Here is a 14,050-nt window from a genome sequence, read left to right as displayed (position 1 = left end):
ATCTTCACGTGTGAGCCAGCATGTGCGCCCCAAAGGCCACATATGCCCGCCCTTTTTGTCGGAGCAATGCATTTTCCGCTTGCGTCCGAATAGTCCGACTAATAATCAGGCCCCACACAGTTTTGGGGCATGGTAATCGGCCAGCCCCCATGGGAGGGTTGATCATGGCGTTCAAGCCATTCGCATTCTGCACCGCATCCGTTCTCGCACTCGGCCTCGCCTCGGTGGCGCAGGCTCAGGACGCCGCTCCGCAGGATGCTGCGCCGCAGTCGGCTGCCGATGACGCCAGCGCTGAGGACATCATCGTCACCGGCGTGCGTGCGTCCATCGTCGGCGCCATCAACAGCCGCAAGGACAACGTCCAGATCGTCGACTCGATCGTCGCCGAAGACGTCGGCAAGCTGCCTGACAACAACGTTGTCGAAGCGCTGCAGCGTGTCACCGGCATCCAGGTGACCGACCGCGCCGGCGGCGAAGCGGCGACGATCACCATTCGCGGTCTGACCGATCCGCTGACCACGCTTAACGGCCGCAACATCTTCACCGCGGCGGGCACCTCGTTCGCGCTGCAGGACATCTCGGCGAACCTCGTCAAGAAGGTCGACGTCTACAAGACCCGCTCGGCCGACCAGATCGAGACCGGTCTTGCCGGGCAGATCGATGTGCAGACGCGCCGCCCGCTCGACTTCGACGGCTTCACGATCTCGGGTCTCGCGCGTGGCATCTATTCGGAGATGGCCGACAAGGCGAACCCCAACGTCGCGCTGCTTGTGGCGGACAGGTGGGATACCGGCATCGGCGAGATCGGCTTCCTTGTGAACGCCAGCTACACCCGCGCCGAATACCGCAACCAGAACCTGCAGGCGGGCGCCATGGTGCCGTTCCTGACCGCTGACGGCGCGCGGCCCTCGGTCACCACCAGCACTCTTCCGGGCGCTTGCCCCGGCGGCAACCCCTTCGTCGCGATGGAGCGCCTGTTCACTACCGACTGCCGTGCGGTGACCGCTTCCAACCCGCAGGGCAACCTGTGGACGCCGGGCCTCGATGCTGGCCTGTCGACCGCTGCGGGCTCGACCCTCAACATCAACGGCGTCGAGGTTCCCTATTACCTGTCGCGCGATGCGGTGATCGCTTCGGACCTTTACGGCAAGCGCACCCGGCCTTCGGTCAACGCGGCGCTGCAGTGGGCGCCCAACGATCGTTCGATCTATACCGCCGAAGTTTTCTACAGCGGCTTCCGCGGCAAGACCTTCAACAGCCTGAATTTCAGCTACGCCGACTGGTGGGGGGACATTCAGGATCCGGCGAACAGCTTCGAGCTGTATGAAGGCACCAACATCATCAAGTCGCGGCAGATGGGCAGCGTCTCCGGTTTCAACAGCGGCGACTATTCCACCAACAAGACCGACAGCTTCGTCTACGCCTTCAACGCCAAGTGGGACGTTGCCGATCGCGGCAAGATCACAGCCGACGTCACCTATCAGGACAGCAAGAACGAAACCTCGTTCTTCGCCATTCGCACCGATCGCGCACCGCTTGACATCGACGTGGACTTCAACGCCGGTGGCGGCCTGCCTTCGTACAGCTTCGGCAATCAGGGCGTCCTGACCGACGCTTCGGCGTGGACCGTGGGTAACCTGTTCGATAGCGGCACCAAGAACGAGGGCAGCGCGCTGACCGTGATGCTCGACGGCGAGTACGAGTGGGACGAAGGTTTCCTGCGCCGCATCAAGGCGGGCTTCCGCTACGATGACCGCAAGGCCGACAGCTACGTGCGTGACCAGGGCGCGGGCGGCCTGCCGGGCGTGACGCTCGACCAGTTCGGGCAGGGCACGCCCTTCACGAACAGCGGCTTCTTCGATGGCCAGGCCGACATTCCGACCAGCTGGGTGCTGGCCGATCCGCGCACCATGGACAAGGATGCGGTGCGTAAACTGTACCAGTCGGTCAACCCGGCGCTGTTGCTGTCGGACCAGCTGACCTTCGGTCATGTCTTCGGTATCGGAGAGATCAACACCGCCGCCTACCTCATGGCGGATGGCGAGATCGAACTGTTCGGCCGCCCGCTGCAGCTGCAGGCCGGCGTCCGCTACGTGCAGATCGACACCGACTACGAGTATTTCGATCGCGGTAACAACTTCGCACGCACCGCGGTTTCGACCGGTTCGGCCAAGTGGCTGCCCTCGTTCACTGCGCGGTATGGCATCACCGACAACCTGCGCATCCGCTTCAACTACGGCGAAACGCTGCGTCGTCCGGCGTTCGGCGATCTCAACCCCAACGTCACGCTGACGGGCGACCTGTCGCGCATTGGCTTCGGTACCGGCAGCGCGGGTAACGCAAGCCTCGGCGCCACGCATTCGAAGAACATCGACATTGCTCTCGAATGGTACTTCGAGCGCAACAGCGCCATCTACGCGACGGCCTTCCGCCGCGAGATCAACGGCCTCGTCGTGCCCCTGGTGGCGCGCGAGATCATCCCGGACAACTATCTGCCGGACAACGACTCCTACACCGAGACGTTCAACATCACCCGTCCGGTCAACGCGTCCGACGGCGTGCTGAAGGGCGTGGAACTGGGCCTGACCTACTTCCCGACCTATCTGCCCGGCCCGCTCAACGGCCTTGGCTTCGTCGGCAGCGCGACGATCCTCGACTCCGAGCAGACGATCCCGGTGGTCAACACTGCGGGCGAGATCACCGGCTCGACCAAGTCGGCGTTCTTCGGCGTGTCGAAGCTTTCGTACAACGCGACGCTTGCCTACGATAACGGCCCGATCGGTGCCCGCCTGTCGTACATCTGGCGCAAGGGTTTCCTCCAGAGCAACGAGGGCCGCTCATTCGCGAACCCGATCGGCTTCTGGCGCGCACCTGAGAAGAGCCTCGACCTGCAGCTGACCTGGAACGTCAACGACGACATCGGCGTGACCTTCGACGCGGTGAACCTCACCAAGGCGAAGCAGCAGAACTATTACAAGTTCGGCGATGTCGGCAACGCGCAGCAGTTCAATTCCAGCACGCTGCTGATCGACCGCACGTTCGCGGTGGGTGTGCGCTTCAAGTTCGACTGATCCAACAGGCGCGATGCGGGATGCCATTCCCGCGCATCGCGCCTGCTCAGGGCGGCCGCGTGGGGTTGGGGCTCCTTTCCTCTCCCAACACCCGGCCCGGCGCGGCCGCCTTTTTACTGCTGACTGACAAAAGGGGATGACCTTGCGGAAGATCCTGGCGCTCGCGCTGCTACTTGCGACGGCGGCCAGTCCGCCAGCTGTCGTCCCGCCTGCTCCTGCTCCGGCGCTCGACGGCCATGCCATTGCACAGGCGCGCTACGGCAACGATGCCGCCTGGTACGAGCAGCGCATTCCCTTCTTCGAAAGCTCCGATCCCAGGATCGACGCGGTCTACTATTACCGCTGGGGCCTGTTCCGCGCGCATCAGCGCGATCTTGGCGGGCAGGGCTACATCACCACCGAATTCGCCGACGACGTCGACTGGCAGCGCGAGCCCTTCGCCAGCCTCAACGATGCAAGCGGCTTTCACATCGCCGAAGGGCGCTGGCTGAACGACCGGCGCTTCACCGACGATTACATCAACTTCATGTACGAAGGCGGCAACGACCGCCACTTCACCGACCACATGGCGGATTCGGTCTGGGGCCGATACTTGGTGGATGGAGACCGCGAGGCGTTGCTGGCGCACCTCAAGACGATGCGCCACATTTACCGCCTGTGGGACGAGAAGTTCGACTTCGACAAGGGGCTCTACTTCGTCGAACCGCTGCTGGATGCCACGGAGTATACCGTGTCCTCCATCGACGCATCGGGCGGCAAGGATGGCTTCAGGGGCGGCGATTCGTTCCGGCCTTCGGTCAACGCCTACATGTTCGCCAATGCCCGCGCCTTGTCGCGCATGGCCGAAATGGCGGGTGATACGGCGATGGCGAAGGAATACGCCGCGCGGGCGAAGGCGTTGCAAGCCCGCGTGCTGGCGGACCTGTGGAACCCGAAGCTCGAACACTTCACCGACCGGCACCAGATCACCAACGAATACGTCAAGTACTGGGAACCGATCCGTAACCGCGAACTCGTCGGCTATCTGCCGTGGATGTTCGACCTTGTCCCCGATGATGCGAAGTACGCGAAGGCATGGGGCCACCTGACCGACCCGCAATCGCTGGCGGGCAAGGCCGGGATGCGCACGGTCGAAAAGAATTACGAATACTACATGCGCCAGTACCGCTACCTAGGCCCGGACCCGGAATGTCAGTGGAACGGCCCGATCTGGCCCTACCAGACGACGCAGGTGCTGACCGCGATGGCGAACCTGCTTGACCATTACGAGGCGCATGGTCCTGTCTCCCGCGCGGACTGGATGGCCATGTTGCGCCAGTATACCCAGCTGCACTATCAGGGGACCGGAAAGGACGAGCGCCTCGACCTTGAGGAAGACTATGACCCGGAAACGGGCAAGCCGATCGTCGGGCTGGATCGCAGCCATCACTATTTCCACTCCGGCTACATCGACCTGATCCTGACCGGCCTTGTCGGCATTCGCCCCCGCGCGGACGACGTGTTGGAAGTCAACCCGCTGCAGCAGGGGCTGGACTGGTTCCACATCGATCGGGTGCCCTACCACGGGCATGAAGTGTCAGTGACGTGGGATGCGGATGGCAGCCGTTACCGCCGGGGCAGGGGGCTTTCCATCGCGGTAGACGGCAAGGAAGTGGCCCGTCGCGCCGATCTTGGCCGGATCGAGGTGCCGGTGGCGCGGGCGGCGAACGCGTCCATCGTGCGGGAGGAGAACCTTGCGGTGCAACTGGTACGCAGCGGCTGGCCCAGGGCCAGCGCATCGTCCGGCACCGACGCGGAAAAGCTGCACGACGCGGTGGACGGCCGCGCCTGGTTCTATCCCGAACTGCCCAACGGCTGGGATTCGGACGCTTCAGGCAAGGCGCAGTGGTATGCGCTGGACTTCGGCAGGACGATCGCGTTGGGCAGCGCCGAACTGGCGTTCTTCGCGGATGGCACGCACTTTGCCGCGCCGCGCAGAGTAAGCGTGGAAGTATGGCGCGAGGGGCGCTGGCAACATGTCGGCGCGCCGGTAACGCCGCTGGCCAACGGGGTGACGCGGGTGACCTGGCCCGCGATCGAGACGGGCAAGTTGCGCGTATCGATGACTCCGGCAAAGGGCCGCGCGATCCGTCTGGCCGAGGTCAAGGCGTTCGCGCGCTGATCGCAACGTGCGGGGCTTGGGCGGGCTAAGCCTGTCCAAGCCCCCTTTCAAACCCGCTCCAGCGGCACCACCATCGCCGAACCGTTCCCGAATTCGATCCGCCCGGTCACGCCGTAAACTTCGCGCAGCCGGTCGCTGGTCAGCACTTCCTGCGGGGAGCCTTGCGCCACCAGCATTCCGCGATCGATCAGCAGCAGCCGGTCGCAGTAACGCGCGGCCATTGTCAGGTCGTGGAGCACGGTTACCACCAGCGCCCCCTCGCGCGCCTCGGCCGAGAGAAGTTCCATCACGTCGATCTGGTGGCCGGGATCGAGCGCGGCCAGCGGCTCGTCAGCGACCAGCCCCGGCGCGCCTACCGCCAGCGCGCGGGCCAGCATCACCCGCGCGCGTTCGCCGCCGGAAAGTTCGGTGGCGGTGCGGCCGGCCAGGTGCAGCACGTCGGCCCGCTCCATCGCGGCGTGGACGGCGGCAATGTCCTGTGCGCCCAGCCTGGACATCGGGCCAAGGCCGGGCAGGCGGCCCAGCGCCACCAGCCGTTCGACGCTGAGCGGCCAGTGCAGCGCCTGTCCCTGCGGCAGATAGCTGATCAGCCGTGCCAGTTCGCGCGGGCTCAGCCGGGCGATGTCGCGCCCGTCGATCTCTATCGCGCCTTGCGTCGCCGGGATCAGCCCCAGCAGCGCGCGCACCAGCGTGGACTTGCCCGCGCCATTGGGGCCGATCACCCCGGTCAGTTCGCCGGGGCGCAGCGTGGCGCAGATGCCGTGCAGCACTGCCCGGTCGCGCAGGTCCACGGAAAGGCCCTTGAGGGTCACGGTCACCACAGGCGGCGCTCCTTCAGCAGATGGACAAGGAAGACGGGGACGCCAAGGAAGGCCGTCACCACGCCCAGCTTCAGTTCGCCCGCAGTCGGTATCAGGCGGACCAGAATGTCCGCTCCGGTCAGCAACACCGCGCCGCCGAGAAACGAAGGCAGAAGCACGGCGGACGGGCTGCGGTCTGTCAGCGGGCGCACCAGATGCGGCACGATAAGGCCGACGAAGCCGATCGATCCGGATACTGCCACCGCGCCGCCCACGCCGATGGCGACGCCCAGCAGCAGGCGAATGCGGGTGCGCGAAAGGTTCACCCCCAGCGACCGCGCGCCGTCCTCTCCCAATGACAGGGCATCAAGCGCGCGCCCGTCCCACAGCAGCAGCGCAACGCCTGCCACGATGCACGGCATGGCAATCCACACGTGTTCCATCTGCCGGTTCTCTATCGATCCGAGCAGCCAGGCCATGATCTCCATCGCGGCAAAGGGATTGGGCGACAGGTTAAGGCTCAGGCTGATCCCCGCGCCCGCCAGCGTGGAGACGGCGATGCCCGCAAGGATCAGTGCCAGCGGCCCCTCGGCCCGGCCGGCAAGCACGAACAGCAGGACAAGGCTGCCCAGCGCGGTCAGGATGGACAGCACCGGCAGCACGGCGGGATGAAGGTCGCCCAGCCCGAAATAGATCGCCATGACGGCGCCCAGCGCTGCCGAATTCGAAGCGCCCAGCACCGAAGGTTCGGCCAGCGGATTGCGCAGGTATCCCTGCAGCGCCGCGCCTGCAAGGCCAAGCATCCCGCCGACCATCAGCGCCACCAGCGTGCGCGGCAGGCGCAGCTCGATCAGGATCGCGCGTACCACCGGATCGCCATGGCCCGTTGCCGCATTCATCAGCTGCCCGGTAGGAATGGCTACCGCGCCCAGCGTCAGCGAGGCGATGGCGGCCGCAAGGATGGCAAGGACAAGAAGGGGAACCAGCGCCCGGTTACGGGCGCGCAGGACGGGAATTTCAGGCACGAACACCTCTGGCTGGATAGGCTCCCCGTCACGCTTGTGTCCCGGGGTCGTATTGCTATGGAAACGCCGATATGGCGCTTTCGGCTACTCTTCGTTCGCTCTTTGTGGCCCTTTGCGGGGTGGTTGCCGTCTGCGGGGTGCCCGCGTCTGCAGGGCCTGTATCGCGGCCGCAGCGGATCGTCTCGCTGAATTTGTGCGCGGACCAGCTGGTGCTGGCGCTGGCCGACCGGGGACAGATCGCCGGGCTGACCCGCTACGCCGCCGATCCCGACATGTCGGCCGAAGCGGCGCGGGCCAGGGGCCTGCCGATCCTGCGCGGCGCGGCGGAAGAGATCATGGCGATCGATCCCGACCTTGTCGTGGGCATGCCCGCAAGGCGCAATCCGGCGATCAAGGCGCTCAAGACCCGCTATCCCGCCGTCGATCTGAAATCCGCTGACAGCTACGACGCGATTCTTGCATCGATCCGCAAGGTGGCGCTGGCGGTCGGCCACCCCGAACGGGGCCAGGCGATGATCGCCGGGATGGAGCGCGATCTGGCGCGTCTTCCGCGCGCTCGAAAGGGCGTCGTCGCGGCGTACTGGCAGCGGCGCGGCTACCTGACCGGCACCGGCACCCTGATCGACGATCTGATGACCCGCGTGGGCGTGACCAACCTTGCCGGAAAGCTGGGCAAGCCCGCGCTCTCGCAAATGGGGATAGAGGAACTGGCGGCCGCGCGCCCCGATGTGATCGTTGTCGACAGCGCGACCGGCAAGGTCGTCGATCAGGGCACGGCGATGATGCATCATCCCGTGCTGGACGGCATCCCGCGCGTGGCCATCCCGCAGGCGTGGACGGTCTGCGGCGGTCCCGCTTACGTCAAGGCGGCGCGGGCGCTGGCCCAAGGCGTCAACGCACGCTGACATGCGCGCTTGCGCCTAGCCGGGCCTGCCAGCCCTTGCGTTCAAGTTCGGGAACGTCGTCCTCCGCTTCCGGATGACCGAGGCAGAGCAAGGCTACGAAGCGCCATGAAGGGGCCACGGCCAGCAGTTCGGTGACGAAATCGGGCCTGACGATCGACACCCAGCCAAGGCCAAGCCCCTGCGCCCGCGCGGCCAGCCACAGCGTATGGATCGCCATGACCACCGACCATTCGCGCGTCTGCGGCATCGTCGCCGCGCCAAGGCCCATGCCGATCGGTGTTGCCTCGTCGCAGAACACCGCGATCACTTCGGGCGCATGGTCCAGCGCATGCAGCTTCAGCGCGCCGTAGGCCGCGCGGCGCTCCCCTTCGTAGGCGGCATCCCCGGCGCGGGACACTTCGGCATCGGCATGGGCGGCCAGAGCCGCGCGCAAGTCGGCCGAGCGCACCCGCACGAAGCGCCAGGGCTGCGAATTGCCCACGGAGGGTGCCAGCTGTGCGGTGGCCAGCAATTCTGCAACCAGCGCATCGTCCAGCGGATCGCGCCGGAAATGCCGCACATCGCGCCGCCATGCCAGCAGCGCGGCAAGGTCATCGCCAAATGCCGGGGAGAAGGCGGGAGTGGTCAGAACTCGATTCCCGCCTGCGCCTTGACGCCCTGTTCGCGGAAGGGGTGCTTTACCAGCGTCATCTCGGTGACGAGATCGGCGGCATCGATCAGCCCCTGTGGCGCATTGCGCCCGGTGACGATCACATGCTTCATTTCAGCGCGCGCGGTCAGCACGTCCAGCACTTCGTCGAGCGGCAGGTAGTCATACCGCAGCACGATGTTCAGTTCGTCCGCCAGAACGAGATCGTAGGCAGGGTCTTCGACCATGCGCTTTACCTCGTCCCACGCCTCGCGCGCCAGTTCGATATCGCGAGCGCGGTCCTGCGTGTTCCAGGTGAAGCCTTCGCCCATCGCCTTGAATTCGACGTTGTCGGGGAAGGCGTCGAACACGGCTTTCTCGCCGGTGGTCATCGCGCCCTTCACGAACTGGACGACGCCCACCTTCTTCCCGTGGCCGATCATCCGTACCACCATGCCGAGGGCTGCCGTGGTCTTGCCCTTGCCCTTGCCGGTGTTGACGATCAGCAGGCCCTTTTCCACCGTCTTGCCCGCCATGATGCGGTCATGCGCGGCCTGCTTCTTCTTCATCTTCTCGGTGTGCTGTTCTTCGGTGCGTTCAACCATGTGCGGCTCCTGAGATGTCTGCGAGCAGCAGGCCCGCGCTGTTCGATCGGGGTTTCCACATGCCGCGTTCCAGCGCCTCGGCCAGCCGCGCGGCGGTTTCGCGAAGGGCCGCCGGGTTGGCCTGCGCCATGAAGTCACGCACGGCCTCATCCTCGATGAAGGCGGCGTGGACGGCGTCGAAATGGTGGTCTTTCACTGCGCTTGTGGTGGCGGCGAAGGCGAAGAGGTAGTCGACCGAGGCGGCGATTTCGAACGCGCCCTTGTAGCCGTGACGCATGACGCCCGCGATCCACTTGGGATTGGTCACGCGGCCCCTGACAATCCGGCCGATCTCATCCGCCAGAGTGCGGATCACCGGGCGTTCGGGGCGCGAATGGTCGTTGTGATAGCTGACCGGCGCGCGGCCCTTCAGGTGCTCGACCGCAGCGGCGATGCCGCCTTCGAACTGGTAGTAGTCGTCGCTGTCGAGCAGGTCGTGCTCGCGGTTGTCCTGGTTCTGGACCACCGCGTCGGCCTGGGTCAGCCGCGCGGCGTAGAGATCGCGTTCGGCATCGCCTTCCACGCCCGCTCCGTAGGCGTAACTGCCCCAGTCGAGGTAGACGTTGGCCAGATCGGCGCGGTCGTGCCACAGCTTCTCGTCGATCATCGCCTGCAGACCGGCACCGTAAGCTCCCGGCTTCGATCCGAACACGCGCGAACCGGCACGGCGGGCAGCGGTGGCGGCGTCATCGCCCGCAGCGGCAAGCATCGCGGTTTCCGCGCGGTGGCGAGCGGCGGCAGGGTTGTCATCGTCCGCCTCCTCCAGCGCCATGACCGCGCGCGCGGCGCTGTCGATCAGGTCCATCTGTTCGGGGAATGCATCGCGAAAGAAGCCCGATACGCGCAAGGTCACGTCCACGCGCGGGCGGCCGAGTTCGGCCAGCGTTATCATCTCGAACCCGGTGACCCGGCCGGAGGTCCATTCCCAGCGCGGGCGCACGCCCATCAGCGCAAGGGCCTGTGCGATGTCATCGCCGCCGGTGCGCATGTTGGCAGTGCCCCATGCGGAAAGCGCGATGGCCCTGGGGTATTCGCCCTCTCGCTGGAGATAGTCTTCCACCAGCAGTTGCGCGGATCGCTGGCCGAGACCCCAGGCGACGGCGGTGGGCACGGCGCGGGTATCGACGGAGAAGAAGTTGCGCCCGGTGGGCAGCACGTCGGGCCGCCCCCGCGTGGGCGCGCCCGAAGGTCCGGGCGTTACGAAGCGCCCGTCGAGGCCCGCGAGCAGCGCCGCCGTTTCGGCAGGGCCGCAGGCATCGACGCGCGGGGCAAGGCTGGTGGCGATGGCGTGGAGGACGGGCTCGGCGTGCTTTCCGGGGCGGCTTTCGGGCAGCGCGTCCACCCATTGCGCCGCCAGCAGTTCCAGCCGCTCCACGGTATCGCCCAGCGTCCGCCATGGTTCGTCCGACACGGCCGCCAGCGCATCGGGTCTCGGACCCTCCCAGCGATCCGCCATGCGGCAGTCGAGTGGATCGAAATCGAACCCGAAGTCCTGCGCCATCGCGCGCAGCAACGAAGCCTGCTCCGGCCCGTCATATCCCCGCGGCGTGCGGGCCAGAGCCACCAGCAGATCGCGCCGCAAGCGCCCCTCCGGCGACTGGCCGAAGACATGCAGGCCATCGCGGATCTGCAGTTCCTTCAGCTCGCACAAGTAGTTGTCGATGGCCGAAAGCGCATCGTCGCCGTCGCCCTCTGCGCCGGCGTCCTTGTCCAGCCCCTGTGTGCGGGCAAGGTCGATGATGTCGCGCCGCAGCCGCTCCAGACGGCGCGGGTCCATTCCGGCGGCAAGGTAGTATTCGTCCACCAGCGCTTCGAGGTGCTTGAGCGGGCCGTAGCTTTCCGCACGGGTGAGCGGCGGTGTCAGGTGATCGACGATCACTGCGCCGATACGGCGCTTGGCCTGCGTACCCTCGCCGGGGTCGTTGACGATGAAGGGATAAAGCTGCGGCAGCGGCCCTGCGCAGATTTCGGGAAAGCACTCAGAAGACAGGGAGACGGCTTTACCCGGCAGCCATTCCAGATTGCCGTGCTTGCCCACATGAACCAGTGCCTGCGCGCCGAACTGCCGTTCGAGCCAGACGTGGAAGGCAAGGTAGGCATGGGGCGGCGGCAGGGCCGGGTCGTGATAGGTTTCCTTGGGATCGATATTGTACCCGCGCGCAGGCTGCACGGCGACGCAGACATTGCCGAAGCGGTGGACGGCAAGGCGGAATGCGCCGTCCCTTACGAAAGGATCGGCCTGCGGTGTTCCCCAGCGATCGAGCATCGCGGTGCGCGCAGCTTCGGGCACTTGCTCGAACGCTGCTTCATAGGCTGCCAGCGTCAGTGAAATTTCACCCGGTCGATCCAGCGAGGTCAGGTCGTTGGTTACGCCGCCGGTCATAAGCCGCATCAGCGCCTGCCCATCCTCGGGTGCGGCTCCGGTGTCGTACCCGGCGGCGCGAAGGCTGGTGAGGATCGACGCCGCACTGGCGGGTGTATCAAGGCCAACCCCGTTGCCGATGCGCCCGTCGCGGTTGGGGTAGTTGGCAAGCACCAGCGCCACCTTGCGCTGCGCAGGCGCGGTGCGGCGAAGGTTCGCCCAGTGCGCGGCAAGGTCTGCCACGAAGGCTACCCGATCGGGCGCGACGCGCGGGACGACGATGCCGCATTGCGTCACTTCATCGAAGCGCTCGGCGGCCTTGAAGGCGACGGCGCGGGTGAACAGGCGGCCGTCCACTTCGGGCAGCGCCACGTTCATCGCCAGATCGCGCGGGCCAAGGCCGCGCGCGGCACCCTGCCAGTCGGCTTCCTCCACGCCCGCAAAGGCGACTTGCAGGATGGGGCAGTCGGCACGTTCCAGCACCCCGCCGACGCGCGGCTCGCCTGTCGAGGAAGAAGCAAAGCTGGTGGCGTTGACGATCACGTCGGGCGCGATTTCGGCCATGAGGCCGCTCAGCCAGTCGATGGCGAAAGGCTCCCGCAACGCGCGGACATGAACTGCGGCGACGTTGAACCCGCGCGCCTGAAGGGCGGCGACCATGGCGTCCACGGCGTCCAGAGTGCCCGCGATCATCAGCGCACGGTAGAATACCAGCAGCACGACCGGGGCGTCCGGCTGCCACGATGCGCGCAAATCGGCAAGCGCGGGGCGATCCACGCCCTGCAGGTAGAGGCCCGCGTCGGCCACCGGGACCGGATCGTCCGGCTGGCCGCAATCCTCCCCAATCAGCCGCGCGGCGGTGCGCAGGAATGACAGGGCATTGGCGCTGCCGCCCTGCCGCAGATAGTCGCGCAAGTGCTCGACCGTCCCGGCGGGCAGGGTGGAGGCGGCGGTCAGCGTGGGATCGTCTTCCCGCCCGTCAGCAATCGCGGCAAAGGCGATGCCGCGCTCACGGGCGACCAGCGCGATTTCGTCGATGCCGTAGGGCCAGTAGCTCTTGCCGCCCAGCAGCACCACGCAGACGAACCTTGCGTGTGCGATCACCTTTTCGACATAGAGGTCGACAGAGTAGGGATGGCGCAACTGCAGCAGGTTGGCGAGACGGACGCTGGGGCCATGTTCAGGCAGCATGGCCGCCGCCTTCGCGAAGCAGGCGAGTTCGCTGTCCGCCACAGTCAGGATCACGATATCGCCCGGCGGTTGATCGAGGTCGATCGCCTCTTCGCCGTTGGATATCGTTCCGGGAGTGGCGGACAGCAGGTGCATCAGGCAGCTACGGTCCCAAGCACACCGGCCAGTGCGGCTTCGATGGCGGCGCGGTCCAGCCCCTTCTGCCCGATTACCACCAGCTGCGTGCGGCGTGCTTCCCCGGCCTTCCATGCGCGGTCGAAGAAGTGCTGGATACGCGGGCCGACGCCTTGCACGACAAGGCGGCTGGGCTTGCCCGCCAGCGCCACCATGCCCTTTACGCGCAGTACGTCATGCGCGGCGATCTGGTCCTTCAGGCCCGCCAGCAGAGCGTCAAGGTCTGCCACTTCGCCGCCGTTCAGGATGAAGGTGTCGAAGTCGTCATGGTCGTGATCGTCGTCGAGGCCATCGATGTGCGACTTGCGGCTGTCGAGGTCGTCTTCTGCCGCAGCGACGATGCCGAGCAGAGCGGCGATATCGACCGCTCCGTGGTCTGCGCGCACGATCTTCACGCCGGGGCGCGTTTCTGCCGCGACGGACTTTTCCACCTCGGCCAGAACGTCCGCATCGACAAGGTCGGTCTTGTTGAGCACGACCATGTCGGCGCAGCCCAGCTGTTCCTCGAACAGTTCTTCCAGTGGGCTGTCATGGTCCAGCATCGGATCGGCGGCGCGGGCGGCGGCCAGCGCTTCCTCGTCCGTGGCGAAACGACCGGCGGCAACCGCATCGGCATCAATCAGCGCGACAACGCCGTCCACCGTCGCACGGGTGCGGATGTCGGGCCACTGGAACGCCTTCACCAGCGGCTTGGGAAGGGCAAGGCCCGAGGTTTCGATGATGATGTGATCGGGCGGCGTCTCGCGGTCCAGCAGCTTCTGCATGGTCGGCAGGAAATCGTCGGCCACGGTACAGCAGATGCAGCCGTTGGCCAGTTCGAGGATATCGTCCTCGGGGCAGGCTTCGTCGTTGCAGCCTTTCACCAGTTCGCCGTCCACGCCGACATCGCCGAACTCGTTGATGACGAGGGCGAGGCGGCGGCCCTTGGCGTTCTGCAGAAGGTGGCGGATCAGCGTGGTCTTGCCCGCGCCGAGGAAGCCGGTGATGACGGTGGTGGGTACTTTGCTCAAGCGTTTCACTCCCGCGCCGGCGACTTGTGGCGGCGGGGCGTACCGGCGCCGCCCGTTACAGGAAGCGCGCCAGTGCGAG

General features: G+C 66.2%; 9 protein-coding genes. 3 read left to right on the top strand and 6 right to left on the bottom strand.

Annotated elements, in window-relative coordinates:
• Window positions 1-164: 164 nt before the first annotated feature.
• Both A8V01_RS12975 and A8V01_RS12970 read left to right on the top strand, forming a co-directional pair.
• On the top strand, window positions 165-3,071 hold the full coding sequence (locus A8V01_RS12975) for a TonB-dependent receptor (RefSeq protein WP_103096292.1): 2,907 nt from the start codon (window positions 165-167) through the stop codon (window positions 3,069-3,071).
• A 136-nt stretch (window positions 3,072-3,207) separates the two neighbouring features.
• On the top strand, window positions 3,208-5,232 hold the full coding sequence (locus A8V01_RS12970; protein ID WP_103096259.1) for an MGH1-like glycoside hydrolase domain-containing protein: 2,025 nt from the start codon (window positions 3,208-3,210) through the stop codon (window positions 5,230-5,232).
• A gap of 47 nt (window positions 5,233-5,279) precedes the next feature.
• Here the strand turns inward: A8V01_RS12970 and A8V01_RS12965 are convergent, their stop codons facing one another.
• Together A8V01_RS12965 and A8V01_RS12960 are read right to left on the bottom strand one after the other, a co-directional pair.
• Window positions 5,280-6,053, bottom strand: coding sequence for an ABC transporter ATP-binding protein (locus A8V01_RS12965; RefSeq protein ID WP_103096258.1), 774 nt, complete (start codon window positions 6,051-6,053; stop codon window positions 5,280-5,282).
• Entirely contained in the window at window positions 6,047-7,057 is a 1,011-nt protein-coding gene (locus A8V01_RS12960; RefSeq protein ID WP_245892481.1) for a FecCD family ABC transporter permease, read from the bottom strand. Before A8V01_RS12960 ends, A8V01_RS12965 begins: the two co-directional genes overlap by 7 nt.
• A gap of 71 nt (window positions 7,058-7,128) precedes the next feature.
• On the opposite strand from A8V01_RS12960, the gene A8V01_RS12955 reads away from it, so the two are divergent.
• A complete protein-coding gene (locus A8V01_RS12955) occupies window positions 7,129-7,962 on the top strand; it encodes an ABC transporter substrate-binding protein (protein ID WP_103096257.1) in 834 nt (277 codons plus the stop codon).
• Here the strand turns inward: A8V01_RS12955 and bluB are convergent.
• From bluB to cobW, 4 genes are read right to left on the bottom strand one after another with little or no spacing between them, the layout of a single operon-like run.
• Window positions 7,949-8,590, bottom strand: coding sequence for a 5,6-dimethylbenzimidazole synthase (bluB, locus tag A8V01_RS12950; protein WP_103096256.1), 642 nt, complete (start codon window positions 8,588-8,590; stop codon window positions 7,949-7,951). The genes A8V01_RS12955 and bluB overlap by 14 nt on opposite strands.
• Window positions 8,587-9,195: a cob(I)yrinic acid a,c-diamide adenosyltransferase gene (gene cobO / locus A8V01_RS12945; protein WP_103096255.1), complete on the bottom strand. Its 609-nt coding sequence runs from the start codon at window positions 9,193-9,195 to the stop codon at window positions 8,587-8,589. Before cobO ends, bluB begins: the two co-directional genes overlap by 4 nt.
• Window positions 9,188-12,922, bottom strand: coding sequence for a cobaltochelatase subunit CobN (gene cobN / locus A8V01_RS12940; RefSeq protein WP_103096254.1), 3,735 nt, complete (start codon window positions 12,920-12,922; stop codon window positions 9,188-9,190). The genes cobO and cobN overlap by 8 nt, the downstream gene beginning before the upstream one ends.
• Complete coding sequence (gene cobW, locus A8V01_RS12935) at window positions 12,922-13,971, bottom strand: cobalamin biosynthesis protein CobW (RefSeq protein WP_103096253.1); 1,050 nt, start codon at window positions 13,969-13,971, stop codon at window positions 12,922-12,924. Before cobW ends, cobN begins: the two co-directional genes overlap by 1 nt.
• Window positions 13,972-14,050: the final 79 nt, after the last annotated feature.

This window comes from Novosphingobium guangzhouense, assembly GCF_002896965.1.
GTDB classification, from domain to species: Bacteria; Pseudomonadota; Alphaproteobacteria; order Sphingomonadales; family Sphingomonadaceae; genus Novosphingobium; species Novosphingobium guangzhouense.
The sequence above is the reverse complement of the archived record's forward strand: the minus strand, read 5'-3'. Positions and strand labels throughout refer to the sequence as shown.